Genomic DNA, 18,833 nt, shown 5'->3' with positions numbered 1-18,833 from the left:
ATATCGCCAAATTTCTGTGTCTCAAAAACGGGGCGTACGGCCGTGCTGCTGCTGCGCGCCGTTCGCCGTCACCGTGACACCCGCCACACCCTGGCAACACGATGCAATAAGAGTCATGAACAAGCCGGTTTTGCCCCTGACGTACGAACAACTCGACCACTGGATCGAATCGCTGCAACCGGCGTTGCTGGCGGAGCGTTTCACGATGGCGATCGGCATTCTGCGCGGCGGCGCGCCGCTCGCGCTGATGGTCTCGCATGCGGCCGGCACGTCGGTCGCGTTCCTGCGCTACGACCGCAAGACGCGCACGGCGGCCTGGGATTCGACGCTGCCGATCCCGCCTGCGGGCGCCAAAGTGCTGCTATGCGAAGACATCGCGGGGCGCGGTTTTACGCTGGCCGATTGCATCGCGTTTCTTGAGCGGCAAGGCCTCGACGTCAGGACGCTGACCGGCGCAGTCGACGACCTGAGCCGCATTCAACCCGATTACGCGATCGATGCGCGCGGCTACTTCGCGCTGTTCCCGTGGGAGCGTCAGGCGTACACCGAGCGTTATCGCGAAGATTGGGAGCGCGTCGAAGCAGGCGCCGCGCACACGATGGCCGACGACCATGAATACGCGACCTACGCGATCGATCTCGACGGCATTCTGCTGCCCGACGTGCCGCTCGCGCGCTATGACGAGGATCTGCCCGCCGCGCTCGCCGAACGCGACGCGCTGCTGCCTTTCGACGTGCTGCCCGGCATCGATCTGCAGCGGGTTCGCACGATCATCACCGGCCGGCCGGAGCTGGATCGCGCGCGCACCGAGGCATGGCTCGCGCGGCATGGCTTCGGTCATATGCAACTGGTGATGCGCACGCCGGACACGCACGACGAAAGTCCCGCCGGCACCGCCGCTCACAAAGCCAGCGCGGCATTGCGCGGCGGCGTCACGCATTTTGTCGAGAGCGATCCGGTGCAGGCGCTGCTGATCGCGCAGCAGGCGCCGCTGTTGCGGGTGATCTGGTGGGACGCGCACACGCAAACCGGCACACTGGTCAGCGCGCGCGCGTGGCACTGAGCGGGCCCCACGCTTCTTTCGCTTCTTTCGCTTCTTTCGCTTCTTTCACTTCTTTCGCTTATTTAACTTCTCTGGTGTCGCGCAGATGCAGATGCCGCGCGGCCCGCTGCGAAGCGACGATGATCAGCTTCATCGTCGCGCGCGTGGCGCCGACGAACAGCTTGCGTGCGATCCGCTCGTCGAAGGTATCGAAGTCGACCTCGGTGAGAATCACGCACGGCGCCGCCTGGCCCTTGAAGCGGTAGATCGACTCGAACAGCACGTCGCCTTCGCGATACTCCGGGTTGCCGAACAGATCGTACTTGCCGGTGAAACTGCGCAGCCGGTGCGGCCCGAGGTGATCCTGCGCGGTCATCGCCGAGCCTTCGCGGCCGCGAAACGACAGCACCGCGATGTCCTGCTTGCGAAAGCCGAGTGACAGCGCCTGCGTGATCGCGCGCTTGGTGGCATCGATGCTGCCTTCGGCGGCGTTCGCTTCGTCATAAACGGACAGCGAAATATCCGAGCCGTCGAACGGACTGCCCGACGCAAGACCCGCCGCGACCGGCACCGATGCGCCGACCACGTCGCGCAGGTAGTCGAGAATATCGCGCGGACTGCGGTAGTTGGTGGTCTCTTGCAGCGTGGTCCAGCCGGGCAAGGCGACCGGCTCGCGCATATACAGATTCTGCAACGGGTCTTCCAGCCACCACCACGCAGCGCCGGGCTGCAACAGACGCTCGAGCGCGGCCACCCAGGGCTGCTGGAAATCCTGCCCTTCGTCGACGATCAGCACGTCGAACTGCCAGCGCGCGTCGACCGGCGTTTCGGCAAAAATCGTTTCGAGCTGATTGAACACGTTGCCGGACTGGAAATCCGGCTCGCGGCCCGCGCTGCGCGCGATCCAGTCGCACAGTTGGTGGTAGTTCGCCACCTTCGCCTCGGGCGGCGCGACCCGCGCGATGTGATCCGCCAGCGGCCGGTTGAAGCACACGTAGAGCGGCCGCTGCCCACGCGCCACCGCGTCCTTCATGACCTGCACCGCCAGTTGGGTCTTGCCGGAACCGGCCGTGCCGATCACGCGCAACCGGAACGGCGCGAATTCGAGCCGCCGCGCCCAGCTCGCGAGACCGCCGGCCAGCCGCGTGACGAGCGTGCCGGCCTGCCCGACCAGTGCGCTGGTATCGGGCGTGAGCGCGAGTTCGTCGGCGAGAAAATGGTGGATCTTCGGCGCGCAGGCGAGGCGCGGCTCGTCCGCCGGCAAAGCGTCCCGAACGGTCGCCGCGAGCCGGTCGCGGCGCGTCGCGTCGACGATGCGCGCGGGGTTCACGCCGGCAATCGCCGCGTCCTTGACGATGTGGTCCGGGCAATACAGCAGCTCTTCGATGAAATAGGTCGCCGCGCCGAACGCCGCGGTAAAGCGCCGGTGCATCCTTTCGACGGTATGCGCGAGCGCGATCGCCACGTTGCGTTCCGTCTGCAGGTAGACCTTGACGAGCCCCTTCGGCGTTTCGCGCAGGAAGCCGGTTTTCTGCTCGACGATCATCACGCGCCCCGACGGGCCGACGATCACGAAGTCGGCCTCGCCGAACACCGAAAAGTTCTGATTCAGCCGGGTCCAGTGCACGCCGTGATAGACGGTGTAATCGTGCGGTAAGGCTTGTTCCAGCAACGCGAGGGTTTCGCGTTCGCGTGCCGCCGCGCCGGTGGCGGCGAGGCTCTTCCAGTCGTCGGGGACAATGCGGGCCATGCGGTGCCTCGTCAGATTCGGGTGCGCTCATTGTACGCAACGCGCGCGCCTTGCCGGCGCGGCGGATCACACCGGGTCTGCCAGGGCGGATTGCGCCCCTAAGCGCCCCTAAGCGGCGCAAAGCCGCCGGCATCGTGTATCGTTACCGGTCGAACGCCGCGCGCCGTGCGTGGCTTGCCAACTGTAAGAAAAAAGGATTTACCGGATGATTACGATCTGGGGCCGCGCCAATTCGGTCAACGTTCAGAAAGTTTTGTGGTGTTGCGACGAACTGGTGCTGCCGTACGAGCGCATCGATGCAGGCCTGCAGTTCGGCCGCAACAACGAACCCGAGTATCTCGCGATGAACCCTACGGCCAAGATACCGACACTGGTCGACGACGACTTCGTGCTGTGGGAATCGAACTCTATTTTGCGTTATCTGGTGCAGCAATATGGGGAATCGAGCCCGCTGTACCCGTCCGAGCCGAAGCTGCGCGCGAGCATCGACCGCTGGCTCGACTGGTCGCTGACCACGCTGCAACCCGCCGAGCGCCCGGTGTTCTGGACCCTCGTGCGCACGCCGGCCGGCGAACGCGACGCCGCCAAACTCGCCGCCGATGTCGACGCGGTCGCCTTGCTTTGGCGGCTGCTCGACACGCATCTGCAAGGCCGTTTCTTCCTCGAAGGCGAGAGGTTCACGCTGGCCGAGATCGTGATCGGCGCGTACGCGAAACGCTGGTTCGGGCTGGACGGTATCGAACGGCCCGCGCTGCCGAATCTGGAGCGCTGGTATTCACGGCTTGCAACGCGCCCGGGCTTCAAGAAATACATCGACTTCCCGTTGACCTGAACCTGGCTGAGCCCGCGTGCGGGCGGCTGCCGTCGCCAACCTGCCGTGCTGTCACAGCCGGGCGCGATGGCCTTTATAATCGACGCATGAAGACCGCCAAGCCCGCCGCGACCGCCGACCAGGTCACACCCGCCACCGCCGCTCATCATGAGCATGGGCACACGCACGGCGATTCGCCGGAAGCCGCCTTGGTGCTGGCTGAAGAATATTGCCGCGAGCGCGGCGAGAAGCTCACGCCGATCCGCCGCAAGGTGCTGGAATTGCTGCTGAATTCCGGGCGCGCCACCAAGGCTTACTCGCTGCTCGACGACATGCGGCAGATTCATCCCGGCTCGGCGCCGCCCACGGTTTATCGGGCGCTCGATTTTCTGCTGTCGGCGGGGCTCGTGCATCGGATCGAATCGATCAACGCGTTCACCGTCTGCCACGATCTGACGCAATGCCAGCACGGCATTCTGGTGGTCTGCCAGCAATGCGGCAACGTCACCGAATTGCACCAGCCCAAGCTGCGTCAGGCGCTCGTCGCGCAAATCGAAGACGCCGGCTACCGCCTTGCCAGCGATGAAATCGAATTGAAGGGATTGTGTTTCGCCTGTCAGGCAGCGGAAGCCGCAGCCGCTGCTGCGGCTGGTTCGGCGACGCCGGTGGCCGCCGCCAAATAAGGGCGGTATTTCCGGCCGCGGTTTCCAGGATCAAGGCACTGGAATTGGCGGTGAAGCTGATCAGCCCGCCGCGCGGGCGTCGATCGCGTCGTGCAGCAGCGTCACGAGGGCTTCCGGCAACGCCGGTTTGGTCATGAAATGCTGGAAGCCTTCGCCAATGCTGCGCAGCCGGTAAGCGTCGTCGGTGTGGCCCGTGAGCGCCACGGCGACCGAGGGCGCGAGATCGCCGCGAATCTCATGATCGCGCAGCCGCTGGATCAGATAGAACCCGTCCATGGCCGGCAATTCGAGGTCGCATACCACGGCGTCGGGCAACACCCGCAGCGCCGCCTCGACGCCCTCTTCCGCATCCGCCACCGCGACGACGTGCGCGCCCTCTCCTTCGAGTAATAAGGTCAGCGATTCCCGGCTATCCGGGTCGTCTTCGACGAGCACGATCGTGGCCTGATCGAGTCTCAATGCTCCGTTCATTTTCCGTTGTTGCTCAAAAAAACCGATTAGGCCGTCAGACGCGGCCAGGGTATTGCTCTGCTGTTGCTGCTTACCGCCGCATTGGGCGGCTGCCGTATTGCTGTTCATGATTCCGACTCGCTTTCACGCAGCGAGTTGCACGCAGTGGCCGCGATTGTAAAACATGGCCTGAGCGCAACACGGTGCGCACACTAACGCGCCAAAAAGACACGTCGATGAAATCCACATTCACCCGTCAGCCAGCACATTGCGTGCCTCGCCGGTTTCACACCGGCGGCCGCTTGCCTATATGCCTGCAGGAAGCCGGTAGCGCCACCTGCTAACCGCGGCGCTATCATCGCGTCTGCAAGCCCGCATCGGCCGCGTCCAGCCGCTGCGGTACAGCACGCAATGCCATTGCCACCTTTCCGCTCTCCCAGCCAAGGCCGCCCGACACCATGTCCGATCTCGATTCCGCGACGCTCGAAGCGCTCCGCCATGTCAGCACCGCCACGTTGACCACCCAGCTATTCAAACGCGGCTTACGCAATACCTTCATGCAAGGCGTCGCGCCACTCGCCGCGCATAGTGGCGCGAATCTGGTGGGACCGGCGTTCACGTTGCGCAATATTCCGTCGCGTGAAGACATCGACGTGCTCGAACTGTTTGCCAATCCCGAGTACGCGCAGCGCAAATGCGTCGAGACGATTCCGGCCGGCCATGTGCTCGTGCAGGATTGCCGCGGCGAGCGCGGCAGCGCGTCGTTCGGCTCGATACTCACGCAACGATTGCAGGTACGCGGTGTGGCCGGCATGGTGTCCGACGGCCCGGTGCGCGACAGCACGACGATCGCCGCGCTCGGCATCCCGGTGTTCTGCGCGGGCGCCAGCGCGCCGCCGAATCTGATTCGCCACCATGCGGTCGATATCAATGTGCCGATCGGTTGCGGCGGTGTAGCTGTGTTTCCCGGCGATGTGATCGTCGGCGACGCGGACGGCGTGGTGGTGATCCCGCGCGAAATGGCCGCCGACGTCGCGCAAGCCGCTGCCGAGCAGGAGCAACTCGAAGAATATCTTACCGAACGTATTCGTGAAGGCGCGGCACTGCCCGGCACGTATCCGCCGAACGACACGACGAAAGCGGCTTACGAGGTGTGGAAAAAAAGTCGCGACGCCTGAGTGCTACGGTTCACTTCTGCGGCGCCGCACGCCGTGTGAATTGGCACGGCATGTAAAAAGTAAAAAACCCCCGGCATTTACCGGGGCTCACTGAAGCTCGCACACCCCGCTCCGAGCGCAAACGACTATCGCTGCGGCCTGATGCCGGACGTCAGCAATGCCACCGCATGCCGCGCGATTTCTTCGCCGCCGATATTGCGCCGCACCGGATCATTGCGCCACAGCTTGGAAGTGGCCAACGGCAGAATCGTCAGCCCGAGCAAGCTGACAAACACCAGTGACGGCTCCAGCCCCGCATTCAGCCGCCCTTCCTTTTGCCAGCGCGCAATAGACGACAACGCCGCCTTCTGATGCGCGTCGCCGAACCGTTCGTGCATGCGCTGCCGCAACAAGCCGCCGTCGCTGATCACTTCGCGCACCCACAGCGACGGAAACCACGGATGGTCGGCCGCCACCTGCACGAGCCGCTGCGCAAGCTGCGTAATTGCCGCCACCGGATCGTCGGGATTTTCCTGAAATGGAACGCCCAGCGCCGCGCGCAGCGGGACGAAACGCTCGTCGATTAGCACGTCGAGCAGTTGATCGCGCGTCTTGAAGTAGTAATGCACCATCGCCGGCGTGAAACCTGCCTCGCGGGCGATCGCCCCGAGCGTGGTGTCGACGATCCCCTGCCTCGCGAACAGCGCCAGCGCGGCGTCCAGCAGGCGGCTGCGCTGCTCCGGACCGCGCGCCGCGCCTGAAGGCCGGCCGGGCCGGCGGGCCGGCGCGCTTTTTAACCCAAGCTCGTCGGACAGGTCTTCGGACAGCTCATTGTGCGGATTACTGGCCATTACTTTCGATTTGACGACTGAAGAGATGTCGCATATATTAATCTCCAAATTAATTAATTTCAACGCAGTGGTGCCAATGGATCAATCTACAACGACTCAACCTGCCGAACTGACGAGCGCGAGCGATCATCCGCCGATCCGTCTGCTGTTTCCGGCGCTGCTGCTCGTCATGCTGCTCGCCGCGCTCGATCAGACCATCGTCTCGACCGCGTTGCCGACCATCGTCGGCGAGTTGGGCGGCCTGAACAATCTGTCATGGGTGGTGACCGCCTACCTGCTCAGCTCGACGATCGTCGTGCCGCTGTACGGCAAATTCGGCGATCTGTTCGGCCGCAAGATCGTGTTGCAAACGGCGATCGTGTTGTTCCTCGCCGGCTCCGCGCTATGCGGCATCGCGCAGGACATGACCCAGCTGATCGTACTGCGCGCGCTGCAAGGGCTCGGCGGCGGCGGTCTGCTGGTGGTGACCATGGCCGCCATCGCCGACGTGATTCCGCCAGCCGAACGCGGCCGCTTTCAAGGCGTGTTCGGTGGCGTGTTCGGTCTCGCGACGGTGGTCGGACCGCTGCTCGGCGGCTTCCTCGTCGAGCACTTGAGCTGGCGCTGGATTTTCTACATCAACCTGCCGCTCGGCGTGATCTCGCTGGTGGTGATCGGCGCGGTCTTCAAACCGCACGTCCAGCATGTAAAGCACACCATCGACTACATGGGTGCCGCCTTTCTCGCCGGCGCGCTGACCTGCATCATCCTGTTCACGAGCCAGGGCGGCACGATCTTGCCGTGGTCATCGCCGCAATTGTGGCTCACGCTGGGCATGGGACTGGTGGCGATCTGGGGCTTCATCCACGAAGAGCGGACCGCCGTCGAACCGATCATGCCGCTTGAACTCTTCAAACAGCGTACGTTTTTGCTGAGCAGCCTGATCGGTTTCATCGTCGGCGTGTCGATGTTCGGCGCGGTGACGTTCCTGCCGCTGTATTTGCAGGTGGTCAAAGAATCGACGCCGTCGCAAGCCGGCATGCAGATGCTGCCGATGATGGGCGGTCTGTTCGTGATGTCGATGGTGACTGGCCGCGTAATCAGCAAGATCGGCAGGTACCGCATGTTTCCGATCGCGGGCACGTTCCTCGTGGCTGTCGCGATGTTGCTGCTCGCCCGCTTGCAGATCGGCACGCCGATCCACGTGATGTATATCGACATGGGCATTCTCGGTTGCGGGCTTGGCATGGTGATGCAGGTACTGATTCTCGCCGTGCAGAATTCCGTCGAGTTCAAGCATATGGGCGTGGCCACTTCGGGCGCCACGCTGTTCCGCTCGATCGGCGGCTCGATCGGCGTGGCCGGCTTCGGCGCGGTATTTTCGAACGGCCTCGCCGCGCGCCTCGAAAAGCTGATTCCGCCCGACACCGAATTGCCGCACGCGCTTGGGCCCACCGCGATCCATCAACTGCCGCAAGCATTGCGCGACGATTATCTGCAGGCGTTTGCCGGCTCGTTGCACACGGTCTATCTGTCGGCCGCGTGCGTGGTGTTGCTCGCTTTCGCACTCGCGTGGTTCCTGAAGGATCATCCGTTGCGCAAGCACTGATCCGTTATCGCGCTGCGCCGCCTGGCGCCTGAATCACGAGGTCGAACGCGCCCCGCTTCGACCTCGTTTCGTTGCATCGTCACGATTTCGTCCTACCAATCGCGCCGCCGCACCGTCACGCCGCGACTTCACCTGCGTCGTGAAAAAACCACCGGCCCATTCGTTCTGCCGACATACGCAGTGTTTCGTCGTACCGACAAATGTGTTTTTCGTACAAAAGGTAGGTGAGAACGTCGATTGACGTTCTCACGGAAACACCACATATTTAACGCAGCGGCACCGCATAGCAAGGGCATGCGGCCCAACGCTCTCCAGCGCATGTAGATCGTGATTTACGCGGACATTACTCCGGCCTCAGCACGATCTGGAACATGCCGTACGGGCATTGTTTCCCACAGGTGGGTCCACAGCATGTCCACCCAGACACTAATCGGCCATAGTTTTCCGACGCCTTGCAAACGCTGCGGCGGCGCGCTGTACCGGCAGGTCGATTACTGCCCATATTGTGGCGCGGTACATCCGCTCGAAGGGGCGCCGCACAAACGCGTCGAGATTCCCGGCAGCCGTGCCAGCGCGATGAACACATCGCCGCAAACGAGCGGCTTCGAATCCACACCGCCGACCGAAACCGGCCACGACGCAGACATCGGCGAGGCCGTTCGTGCCGAGGCCGCGATGCAAGCCCCCATCCTCACCTCGCCTGATGCGCCCATTCCGCCGCTCGCCAATCCACCGCATTGGGGCAGCGGGCGCGGACCATCGGCGCGGATGATGCTGGTGGGGGGCGCGGCGACCGTCGTAATTGGACTAGCGTATGTCGGCTTTGCACTATTCAGCGACAACCACGAATGGCAGAACAGCACGAGCGACCAGGCCGCCGAGACCAATCGGGACGCCACGACGGCGACCGGAACGATCGCGCTATATACACCGGCCACACCGGGTCAGCCGCCTAACCAGGCTAACCAGGCTAACCAGCTTAACGAGACTACTCAGGCCAGGCAAATCAAGCCGGCCAATCCGCCAACGGCCGCTCCGCCGACTGCGGCAATTCCAGCAGCCCCTGTCGTCACGGTAAAACCGCCGGCAGCGCCGCAGTTCCGCGATGCCGCGCAAGCCGTGCAAGCAGCGCGGACAGCCCTACGCGCCAACGATCTCTCCACGGCGCAAGCGGCGCTGGGCGCGGCGCAAACGCTGCAACCGGACAACGCCGACGCGCAGAGCCTGCTGGGCGAGTTGAAGCCATTGGCCGCGCGCCGCGATACCGCGTTGCAGACGGCACAAGTGTGCGCCGCGCAGCAGTTGTGGCTGTGCGTGCGTCAACACGCAAACGATGCACTCACGATCGACACCGGCAACCCCACCGCGAAAACCCTTCTCGAGCGCGCGATTCGCGAAACCGGTTGGGCGCCGCTCACCCCGCACGCCGCGACAGGCAGCCCCGCGCAAGCCGGGCATCAGCAGGCACAACAGCAAACCCAGCTGCAGTCGCAGTCGCAGCAAGTTCAGTTGCAAGTGCCGTTGCCCAAGGGCATGCCGGCGGACAGCAGCGCATTGGCGGCTGTGCCAGCTCGATGAAAAATCATACGGATAACGAATTGTATAGCTGTTTGCACGACCGGTTAAACGACTAATCGCACGGCCACTGAGCGGAAACAGACGGACAGTGCATGCGCAACGCACTGAACATGACATGGCAAAGCGGCTTACCGACGCTTCGCTCGCGCCGATGCGCAAGCCTGTTCAAACCTGACCGATAGGTAGATAGACCATGCTAAAGAGACTTCTGGCGGGATGGCTGGGGCTGGTACTGACGGTCATGTTTTCGTTTGCTTTCGCCGAGCCTGCGCACTACAAGATCGTCACCGGTCCAGAGCGAGGCACCTATATCCAGATCGGCCAGGATCTGTCGAAATGGGTTGCGGGACCCGCGGGCATCGATCTCGAAGTCATGGCCTCCAAGGGCTCGGCGGAAAACGTGCAGCGCATGCGCTTCGAGCAAGGCGTGAAACTCGCGCTGGTGCAATCCGACGTGTATCAGGCCTACATCGATATGGCCAACGCGGGCAACGCCGATGCGGGCACTGCGATCCGCCCGTTGCGGCTCATCATGCCGCTGTACGACGAGGAAATTAACGTCGTGGTGCGCGTGGATTCGCCATTGAAAACCTTCGCCGACATCAAGGATAGGTCCATCAGTGTCGGCCTGATCGGCAGCGGCACCGCCCAAACAGCGACCACCTTGTATCACCTGATGTTCGGCCAGGCGATTCCGGAACAGAACGTTCAGCATATGAGTAACGAAGATGCGCTGGCAGCCCTGATCGCCAGGAAGGTGGACGTCGCGATCATCGTCGTCGGGCAGCCGGCCAAACTGTTCAACGACATGAACGCCGACCTGCTGCAACAGATCCGCCTTCTCAAGGTCGATCCCGCCGCGCCCGAAACCAGCCGTGCAAAGCAGACGTATTTCCCAGCGACGATCCGCGCGAGCAGCTATCCGAACTGGCTGAAAGAAGACGTACCCACGCTCACCGTCAAGGCCTTTCTCGTCACCTACGACTACGGCCTGCGCGATACCGTCGGCAAGCTGAGTCGCTTCGCCGATTCGTTGTGCGCCAACTTCGACAATCTGCAGGAGCACGGGCACCCCAAGTGGAAGCAGGTGAAAATCGAATTGCCGACCCTCGTGCGCGGATGGAAATACTACGGACCGGTCGAAAAGCATTTGCGCGCGTGTCTCGCGAACAAGAGCGCGGCGATCAGCGCGACGGCCACGCAAGCCGCGCAGAAACCGCGCGCCCTCTGCACGGAACAGGAACGCCTGCTTCTGCTGTGCAAATGAAAGCTTCCGCGAGGGCGGGCGTTTTCAGACAACAGCCATTCTTCGCAGCGAACGGTGGCGGCGAAGACGGATCGACGATGATTCGTTTTACGAAACGTCGATCTCCTCCTGCTTCAGCCTGACGCAGCGCCGGCGTTCAGATAGACCTCGAGGTCGCCGGATACCGTGGAGAAGCGCTCTACCAGGAAGTCGAGAAGCGCCCGCACACGCGGCGCCATATAGCGGCTACGTTGATACAGCGCATGCACGGGAACATCCGGCGACCGCCACTCCGGCATCAGGATAGTCAATCGCCCCGCGCGCAGATCCGCTCCGATGTCCCAGATCGATTTCATCGCGATGCCATAACCCGCCACCGCCCACTCGCGTGCGAGCGCACCGTCGTTTGTCTCGCGAGCATTGGTCAGGGGCACGGTATAAGTCTCGACCTCGCCGCCGCGCGTGAAGCGCCAGTCGTTCGCAGGCCCGGACGCCGACCCGAGGACGATGCAATCGAAACGCTCCAGATCCTGCGGGCGCTCGGGCACGCCGTGCGTCGCGACATAGTCGGGCGACGCACACAGCACGCGTCGATTGAGCGCGAGGCGTCGCGCGACGAACGAGCTGTCCGGGGGCACGCCAAAGCGGATGGCAAGGTCAATGTCGTCGTGCAACAGATTCAATAACGAGTCCGACAGCACCACCGCGAAAGTGACCTCCGGATATTGCGCGTTGAACTCGTCGAGCCAGTCCTTGAGGACGTGGCGGCCGAAATCCGACGTCGCCGAAATCCGGATCTTTCCGCGCACCACGCTCCGGCCGGCCTGTAGCGCTGCATGAGCGTCGTCAAGGGACTGAAGCGCCTGCTGACAATGCAGCAGATACATCCTGCCCTCGTCCGTGAGCCGCAACTGGCGCGTCGTGCGCTCGAAGAGCCGCGTATGCAAGGCCGCCTCCAGTTTGACGAGACGCGCGCTCGCGGCCGCAGGGGAGAGTCCGAGCTTGCGCCCCGCCGCCGACAGTCCGCCAAGATTTGCCGCTTCAACAAAAAGCCGGATGTCGCCGAGGTTGTCCACGATACTTCCGCTTTTTTTGAAAATGATTCAAATGGTATCCCAATTATCAAATGGCACCGGGCTGCGCACAATGCATCACATCAGCCTTTTCCCGAAGTCAGATGTCGTGCGCAACGCCAATGCAAGTTCATCCCGCAGCAAGGAGCAGAAAATGTTTGTTTATCGCGGCTCGACCGCCTTGATTACCGGAGCATCCAAAGGACTTGGAAAAGTCTTCGCAGAGACCCTTGCCGAACGCGGTATGAACCTGGTGCTAGTCGCCCGTTCAGGCGACGTTTTGCAGGCTCTGGCGGAAGACCTGGCTGCCCGGTACGGCGTGCAATCCGTCGCGCTCAACGTCGATCTCGGCGATCCCGATGCAGCCATTCAGATCGGCGAGGAACTCGAGCGCCGCGGCATACAAGTGGACCTGCTGGTGAACAATGCGGGGCTGGGTCTGACCGGCAGCTTCCTCTCGCACGATTTCAGGAAAAAACAATCGGAGATCCAGGTCAATGTTCAGGCAGTCGCCGCTCTCAGCCACCTGTTCGGTAGCGGCATGGCAAAACGCGGCAAGGGCGGCATCATCAACCTCGCGTCCAACGCGAGCTTTCAGCCGATCCCTTATATGGCCACCTACGCCGCGACCAAGGCTTTCGTTCTTCACTTCAGCGAGGCGCTGCAATTCGAACTCGCGGGTACCGGCGTTCATGTGATGGCAGCTTGCCCAGGGCCTACGGCAACGAGCTTCTTCGATGGCGTGTCGACCAATGTGTCGCCCAGAGACATGGACAGCTCGGAATCAGTGGTTCAAAAAACACTCGAGGCCTTCGACGGAAGGAAAGCCGTCGTCTACCCGGGGCGCACAAGCGTGCGAGTCGCTACCTGGTTGTCGCGCCTGCTTCCCAGAGCACTCGTTGTTCGCATCGCCGCGATGGCCAGCGGCAAAATGGGGCTTCACAACTGAACGCATTGGATTGCCCCCGAACGGACCTGCAGATTTACCGATAGCGGCCTTTCAACGAGCGCGGCGCGGGTAGCAGAGTACCTCAGCGTCGCTCATCGTGGCCGGATGTTGCGAGCCTCCGTCTGACGTGTTTCGCGAGTATTCGATTATCATTTGACAATCGCATCGCTTGAACGACCCGTTAGTTAGATATGACGAATATAGGCAAGACATTGATAACTGGGGTGCTCCTGGTTGAGTTGGGATTCGCCTCTTACTTACTGTTCCCTAAAGGTGATCAATCGACGCCAGAAGCCGACGCCGGGATGGGCAACTCCGCGGTAACGGCTGGGGTCGATTCCCGATTCGCCACCGCTCATGTCACTGCGGGAAGTGTGATTGGCGCAGCGCCGCCTGCCAGAGGCACGGACAGCATCGCAGCGGCACCGCAGCCGTCGCCGGCGAGGAAAGTGGTGCCTGACCCCGTTCCGGCCGCAGCGCCGCCTGCCAGAAGCACGAACAGCATCGCAACGGCACCGCAGCCGTCGCCGGCACGGAAGGTGGTGCCTGACCCCGTTCCGGCAGCCAGGACCGTTGCACAAGCCCCGCCATCGGAAACACAGTCGCATCAACAGCCGCCTCATACACTCGCATCGGCCGACGCCCAGGCGTCCGTCAACTCGAAGGCAAACCCGGCGCCGCGAATCGAGCCTGGCCGCGACGGCCTGTATCGCCACGGCTCGAACCCGGTCGCGTCGGCGATGACGGACCAACTGGTCAAGGAGTCGGCCAAACTCGATCCGGCGCTGCCACCGCCACCGAACCAACCCGGCAGTAGCGACCTGCATCGCCGCGGCTCGAACCCGGTCGCGGCGGCGATGACGGAACAACTGGTCAGGGAGTCCGCCAAACTCGATCCGGCGCTGCCACCGCCGAACCGGCCCGGCACTCAGTAAGCAATTGATCTGCGAAGCTTCGGCTGTCTCGTGCACGGACTTTATGTAACGCCCGCTCCCGTTCCTGAGACAAGGCGAGCGGCCAGAAAGTCAATCAGCACGCGCACGCGACGCGGAACCGGACGGCCCCCCGTCCACAACAGATGCACGGGTACGGGCTCGGGCTCGAACGCGTCGAGCACCGTGACCACCTGACCCGCGTCGAGAAGGTTTTGCACCTGGAAGATCGGTGCCCGACCTATCCCCGCTCCAGCGGCAGCCGCCGTATTGCAGGCTAGCGCGCTCGTGGACCGGAAGCGCCCCGCGACCTCGACTGCGCCGCCTGCCCGGTTGAATTTCCATGTTTCATGCAGAGCATGCTGGCGCAGGATGCAGTCGTGCGCGGCAAGCTCGGACGGATGGACCGGGTAGCCGTGCGAGACGAAATAGGCCGGCGAGCCGAACACAACACGCCGCAAGGTACCCACCTGCCTCGCACGCAGATTCGAGTCCGGCAGATGACCAAGGCGGACCACGAGATCGATGTTGGCTTTGGCGAGGTCGAGATGCTGCTCGGCGAGCACGAGCTCAGCCCTGACGTTTTCGTGAATCGCCAGAAACTGCGCGACCAGCGGCGAAACGAATTCAGCGCCGAATGCCGTTGGAGCGCCGACGCGAATACTGCCGCGCAACTGGGTGGCGTGCTCGACGATCTCATCGCGTGCGGCCACGATCTCTCCAAGTGCGGGCCGCAGCCGCGCGGCGAACTTCAGGCATGCCGCGGTTGGCTGCACACGGCGCGTCGTTCGGTGGAATAAGGTCGTGTTCAGATCGCGCTCAAGCGCTGCAATGGCGCGGCTCACCGACTGCAGCGTTCGCCCCAGCGATCGCGCCGCTGCGGTCAGACTCCCTTCGTCGACGATCGCCAGCAGCACTTCATATTCGTCTCTGTTCATGCGCGTCATTCTCTCGTTTACTGGAAGAATGTGTGACGGCTCGCGCAGCTATGCGCGATCAGGCCGCCGCCGTACATTCTAGCCATGTCGACAACCAACCAGATCCGACGGAGGCGATGAATGACTCAAGCAAACGAGAAGGAAATGCCGATGAGCTATAGCAACCGGTTCAACCTCGCCGATGCACGCCGCGTCGTGGATGCGGCCGAAGAGGAAGCAACGCGTTACGGTTGGCCCATGGTGATCGCTGTCGTGGACAGCGGCGGGCACCTGGTACTTCAGCAACGACTTGATGGAGCACAACTCGGCAGTATCGACGTTGCAAGACAGAAGGCCGAAACAGCCGTGCTGTTCCGGCGTCCCACGCGCGTTTTCGAAGACGCGCTCGCGCAGGGAGGACGCCACCTACGCCTGCTCGGCATGAATAACCTGGTGCCGCTCGATGGGGGCATTCCATTGATATGCGACGGTGCCGTGGTCGGCGCCATCGGCGTGTCGGGCATGCGTTCCGACCAGGACGCGCAGGTTGCCCAAGCCGGCGCCGACGCGCTGCCGGAAGCGAAGCCATGAGGAAGGCACCGGCCTCAGGGGCGAATCGCGACACGCCCGTTGCCACCCGTTTTTATATCGCGCCCACTCGCCTGCCTTCCACGCGGTAACGCCCCGGGCTCTGTCAAAAGCCAGCTATTCCTCACAACGGTAGGCGGCGATCCCGGCAACACCGTCTCACTAGATCTCGGGCCTGAGCGCTCGCCGGGAGCCGACGATGTCGTGGTCGCGATCGAGGCCGCGCCGAACTTCCGTCGGCGCCCCTGAACAGCGCTTCGAATCTGGCAATAGCAGCCGTTCTTCGCTTTCAGACCCCTTGGGCAAGATGCCATTACAATCCAGCACTTCGATCCAGCAACCGTGATTTGCGCCATGAGATACCTCCTTGCATTGACACTCGCGGCAGTCATCGCTGCCGCAAACACGACCGCTACAGCCCAAACATCTGGGGGCGGCGATACACCCAAACTGCAGTGCGCCATCGGGTATGTCACCGGCGTCGGTGGATCGGCACAGAGCTTTCGTGAATACCTTACGACGTCCGACAGAGACAAATATCGCTACCTTGCAGACAACCCGATCCAATGCAAGGTCTCCGACGAGGGTCGCGCGTCTGCCTGTACCGGCATCACAAGCCTTCGGCATGAAAAAGTCAGCGTGTACGACGACATCGACAGCGAGACGATGGCCGTAGTCGCGCGCGTGGAACTCGAACACGGGACATATCCGGTGATTATCGTTGTGCGAAAGCAGGATGTGAAATGCGAGGAGTGAATGCCCTCACGGCGCTAACCGATGACGATTCCGATGGGTCGTTTGGCCCGTCGGGCCCCCTGGACACGGCCGGCCATCTGTCAGCGGGGCGAGGTCGAATTCGCTACCGCCCCTGCTGCTGAAGATACTGTCGGACGTCGCTCATTGTCACACTCCCCTTGTGGGCCGTATCGATCTGATCGAAGTGCCTGGCGACGTAGCCGAGACCCTGGGTTTGGGCCTGCGCCTTCGTAACCGCTGCGCCATTGCTAAGCGCAGAGTTCGCGCCCAACCTCGCTTCGAGCCGCTGTTGGGCCTGCTGCTGCAGTGTCGCGCCAGTCGACGGCGCGATCGGCGCAGCACGATTCTGAGGGAAAAACGGGCCGTCGACGCCCCGGGCCCCGTTGGGCGGCGTCGCGGGTGCCACCGCCTGAGGCGGTAGCGCATACGCGCTGCCGATCAGGCTGCCAAAGACGATCAACGGGGAGATACGCCGCAACATATCGATAAGAGACATGATTACTCGCATTTGTTGAGTGAACGGAGTTCCACGAACGAGGCACATCCATCAGAACAGTCAGGGCGCGCTTACCTGCGCCGTGGCGGTCGGCTGACCGGCTGGGCTTTCGTCGCGCCACGGCGGCGGCAGAGTCCACAGCGCGAGCGCATCCGGAAGCGGCGTTCCCCGGTAGAAGCGCACCAGATCCCTTTTCATCAGCGGGCGCGCGACGTCGTCCAGATAGATCATGTGTCCGCCCTGGAAGAAGTTGACCTGCAAGTCCGGATTCAGCCCGGGTACCGTCTGAAGCCGCGCCAATTGTTTCTCGGTATTGAAGAACGGCGTGGCCAGATCATGGAAGCCATTTTCCGCGAGCACCTTGAGTTGCGGATTCAGTGTCAGTGCGCCCAGCAGATCCGGAATCGTATCGGGCAGAGGCTGTCCGTCGTGCGAGAAGTCCCACACCTGAATGATATTGTCGTTCAACGGCAGATAGGTTGCGTTCGGCGCCGTATACCCGAGGTAGTCAGGCATCTGCGTCGCAAGCGCAGTCGTGAACGGCTGGGAGATCAGGATATCGGACGGATCGCCGTCGTTTTGCAGACGCGGATCGGAATTCGGCAACGACACGCGCCCGTCGTACCGGCCTATCGTCGTGCCCGGCAAGAGGGTTGTCGAGAAAGGATTGGCGTTGAAGTAGCCTTGCAGTGCCTGCACGGTCAGACCGGATGGCAATGTCCACGCCTGAAGCGTTCTGGAACTCGGGAACACCGGCGTACCCAGGGCGTCGGGTATGCCGAGCTGACTGAGCACCCACGACTGCGAGTACCGTCTGAACCGGCTGTACTCCGCCGAGACGAACAGGCTGGCCTGCAGCGCGAAAAGGTCCTGACTGATCGGCGCAGGCGATGCCTGGTTATAGTAGGCCGCGACTAGTGCGTAGCCGGGAAAATAGCCGGCCAGGGTATCCGTATCCAACGCAAGCGCGCTCGTCGAGTTCGTGATGGCGACCGCCTCGATCGCATCCGCAAAATAGTTAAGGATTGCAGATTGCAGAACGATCCCCGTCAGATGCACGCCGGCGGATTCCAGCGCCAATGCCAGCATATCGGTGCGAGGCGTGCCGTAAGACTCGCCATACAGGTAAATCGGGGAACTGCTGCGATTGTTGACCGTCAGATAGCGCTGGATGAAATCGCGCATGATGTTGACGTCCGCGTCGGTGGTCCAGAACTTCTGGTTCGTATTAGGCAGAATCGCCTCGGAAAGCCCCGTTCCGGGTGGGTCGATGAAGACCATGTCCGTGGTGTCGATCAGGCTCTCCTTATTGTCGACGAGCGGATAATTCGGCCAGTTGTTACCGAACAGCGGATCCGGCGTCGCGACCCGCGTCGGCGCAAACGATCCGAGCCGCAACCAGATCGAGGAGGAACCCGGACCGCCGTTGTAGACGAAGGTGACAGGGCGCGGCGCACCGTTCGTACCCGGCGCGGTATACGCAACGTAGGACATCGAGGCTTCGGGGTTGCCGTTCGAGTCGGCGGCCGTCAAATGCCCGGTGGTCGTTGTGTAATTGACCGGCGTCCGGCCTAACGTCCATTGGTAGTGCATGACTGCCGCCTTCTCCGCAACCTGAGACGGCGCCAGACCGTCTGTAGCATTGCCCGAGTAGGCGACCGGATCGATATAGGTTTGATTACCCGTCTGCGCTTGCGATTGTCCGGCGGTTTGCTGAGCCGCGGCAGTCTGCTGCATGCTGACAGCCGAACCTGAGGACGAACCGCCGTCCCCTCCGCCGCATCCTCCGAGAAGCATGATCGCGACCGCCAAAGTCCCTAAGGCCGGCAACCTGCGTGAACGACGATGGTTATTGCCGGTAAGACGCTCGTCTCGTTTCATCTCTATCCTTGGTGGTGGGTTCAGATACCTTTTCACAAAGGCCGTTACCGCCGATGAAAATATATCGGAGTTCGAAATATCTGAT

At 62.6% G+C, this 18,833-nt stretch carries 18 protein-coding genes; 11 read left to right on the top strand and 7 right to left on the bottom strand.

Features of this window, described 5'->3' with window-relative positions; genetic code table 11:
- Positions 1-115: 115 nt before the first annotated feature.
- A complete protein-coding gene (locus AC3WOG_RS29395; RefSeq protein WP_492581333.1) occupies positions 116-1,063 on the top strand; it encodes a phosphoribosyltransferase in 948 nt (315 codons plus the stop codon).
- Positions 1,064-1,121: 58 nt separating this feature from the next.
- On the opposite strand, the gene AC3WOG_RS29390 is transcribed toward AC3WOG_RS29395, so the two are convergent.
- Entirely contained in the window at positions 1,122-2,792 is a 1,671-nt protein-coding gene (locus tag AC3WOG_RS29390; protein WP_492581332.1) for an ATP-binding domain-containing protein, read from the bottom strand.
- A gap of 205 nt (positions 2,793-2,997) precedes the next feature.
- On the opposite strand from AC3WOG_RS29390, the gene AC3WOG_RS29385 reads away from it, so the two are divergent.
- Together AC3WOG_RS29385 and AC3WOG_RS29380 are read left to right on the top strand one after the other, a co-directional pair.
- Complete coding sequence (locus AC3WOG_RS29385) at positions 2,998-3,624, top strand: glutathione S-transferase family protein (protein ID WP_492581331.1); 627 nt, start codon at positions 2,998-3,000, stop codon at positions 3,622-3,624.
- 86 nt (positions 3,625-3,710) lie between these two features.
- Positions 3,711-4,286 (top strand): Fur family transcriptional regulator, encoded by a 576-nt coding sequence (locus AC3WOG_RS29380; protein WP_492581330.1) that lies wholly within the window; start codon positions 3,711-3,713, stop codon positions 4,284-4,286.
- 60 nt (positions 4,287-4,346) lie between these two features.
- Here the strand turns inward: AC3WOG_RS29380 and AC3WOG_RS29375 are convergent, their stop codons facing one another.
- Positions 4,347-4,865 (bottom strand): response regulator, encoded by a 519-nt coding sequence (locus AC3WOG_RS29375; RefSeq protein WP_492581329.1) that lies wholly within the window; start codon positions 4,863-4,865, stop codon positions 4,347-4,349.
- Between the two features lie 329 nt (positions 4,866-5,194).
- Between AC3WOG_RS29375 and AC3WOG_RS29370 the strand changes: the two genes are divergently transcribed.
- Positions 5,195-5,914: a ribonuclease activity regulator RraA gene (locus AC3WOG_RS29370; RefSeq protein WP_492581328.1), complete on the top strand. Its 720-nt coding sequence runs from the start codon at positions 5,195-5,197 to the stop codon at positions 5,912-5,914.
- A 125-nt stretch (positions 5,915-6,039) separates the two neighbouring features.
- On the opposite strand, the gene AC3WOG_RS29365 is transcribed toward AC3WOG_RS29370, so the two are convergent.
- Positions 6,040-6,744 carry a TetR/AcrR family transcriptional regulator gene (locus AC3WOG_RS29365; RefSeq protein WP_492581327.1) on the bottom strand — a complete coding sequence of 235 codons (705 nt, stop codon included), beginning with the start codon at positions 6,742-6,744 and terminating at the stop codon, positions 6,040-6,042.
- A gap of 76 nt (positions 6,745-6,820) precedes the next feature.
- On the opposite strand from AC3WOG_RS29365, the gene AC3WOG_RS29360 reads away from it, so the two are divergent.
- The 3 genes from AC3WOG_RS29360 to AC3WOG_RS29350 all read left to right on the top strand — a co-directional run bounded on the left by AC3WOG_RS29360 (position 6,821) and on the right by AC3WOG_RS29350 (position 11,177).
- Positions 6,821-8,332 (top strand): MDR family MFS transporter, encoded by a 1,512-nt coding sequence (locus tag AC3WOG_RS29360; RefSeq protein WP_492581326.1) that lies wholly within the window; start codon positions 6,821-6,823, stop codon positions 8,330-8,332.
- A gap of 411 nt (positions 8,333-8,743) precedes the next feature.
- Positions 8,744-9,910 carry a tetratricopeptide repeat protein gene (locus tag AC3WOG_RS29355; protein WP_492581325.1) on the top strand — a complete coding sequence of 389 codons (1,167 nt, stop codon included), beginning with the start codon at positions 8,744-8,746 and terminating at the stop codon, positions 9,908-9,910.
- A gap of 193 nt (positions 9,911-10,103) precedes the next feature.
- On the top strand, positions 10,104-11,177 hold the full coding sequence (locus AC3WOG_RS29350; RefSeq protein WP_492581324.1) for a TAXI family TRAP transporter solute-binding subunit: 1,074 nt from the start codon (positions 10,104-10,106) through the stop codon (positions 11,175-11,177).
- A 113-nt stretch (positions 11,178-11,290) separates the two neighbouring features.
- Here AC3WOG_RS29350 and AC3WOG_RS29345 read toward each other — a convergent pair whose 3' ends face one another.
- Positions 11,291-12,232, bottom strand: coding sequence for a LysR family transcriptional regulator (locus AC3WOG_RS29345; RefSeq protein ID WP_492581323.1), 942 nt, complete (start codon positions 12,230-12,232; stop codon positions 11,291-11,293).
- A gap of 31 nt (positions 12,233-12,263) precedes the next feature.
- On the opposite strand from AC3WOG_RS29345, the gene AC3WOG_RS29340 reads away from it, so the two are divergent.
- Complete coding sequence (locus tag AC3WOG_RS29340; RefSeq protein WP_492581322.1) at positions 12,264-13,178, top strand: SDR family NAD(P)-dependent oxidoreductase; 915 nt, start codon at positions 12,264-12,266, stop codon at positions 13,176-13,178.
- A gap of 452 nt (positions 13,179-13,630) precedes the next feature.
- On the top strand, positions 13,631-14,113 hold the full coding sequence (locus AC3WOG_RS29335; RefSeq protein WP_492581321.1) for a hypothetical protein: 483 nt from the start codon (positions 13,631-13,633) through the stop codon (positions 14,111-14,113).
- 41 nt (positions 14,114-14,154) lie between these two features.
- Here the strand turns inward: AC3WOG_RS29335 and AC3WOG_RS29330 are convergent, their stop codons facing one another.
- Positions 14,155-15,048, bottom strand: coding sequence for a LysR family transcriptional regulator (locus AC3WOG_RS29330; protein ID WP_492581320.1), 894 nt, complete (start codon positions 15,046-15,048; stop codon positions 14,155-14,157).
- Positions 15,049-15,168: 120 nt separating this feature from the next.
- Here AC3WOG_RS29330 and AC3WOG_RS29325 point away from each other — a divergent pair, with 120 nt between their 5' ends.
- Positions 15,169-15,618, top strand: a complete 450-nt coding sequence (locus AC3WOG_RS29325; RefSeq protein WP_492581319.1) for a GlcG/HbpS family heme-binding protein — start codon at positions 15,169-15,171, stop codon at positions 15,616-15,618.
- 351 nt (positions 15,619-15,969) lie between these two features.
- Positions 15,970-16,371 carry a hypothetical protein gene (locus AC3WOG_RS29320; protein ID WP_492581318.1) on the top strand — a complete coding sequence of 134 codons (402 nt, stop codon included), beginning with the start codon at positions 15,970-15,972 and terminating at the stop codon, positions 16,369-16,371.
- Between the two features lie 103 nt (positions 16,372-16,474).
- Here the strand turns inward: AC3WOG_RS29320 and AC3WOG_RS29315 are convergent, their stop codons facing one another.
- Entirely contained in the window at positions 16,475-16,867 is a 393-nt protein-coding gene (locus AC3WOG_RS29315; RefSeq protein ID WP_492581317.1) for a 2-oxoglutarate dehydrogenase, read from the bottom strand.
- A 60-nt stretch (positions 16,868-16,927) separates the two neighbouring features.
- Positions 16,928-18,748 carry a S10 family serine carboxypeptidase-like protein gene (locus AC3WOG_RS29310; protein WP_492581316.1) on the bottom strand — a complete coding sequence of 607 codons (1,821 nt, stop codon included), beginning with the start codon at positions 18,746-18,748 and terminating at the stop codon, positions 16,928-16,930.
- Between the last annotated feature and the right edge of the window lie 85 nt (positions 18,749-18,833).

The sequence above is a fragment of the Paraburkholderia sp. FW306-02-B genome (assembly GCF_058782725.1).
This window is presented reverse-complemented; position numbering and strand designations above follow the sequence as displayed.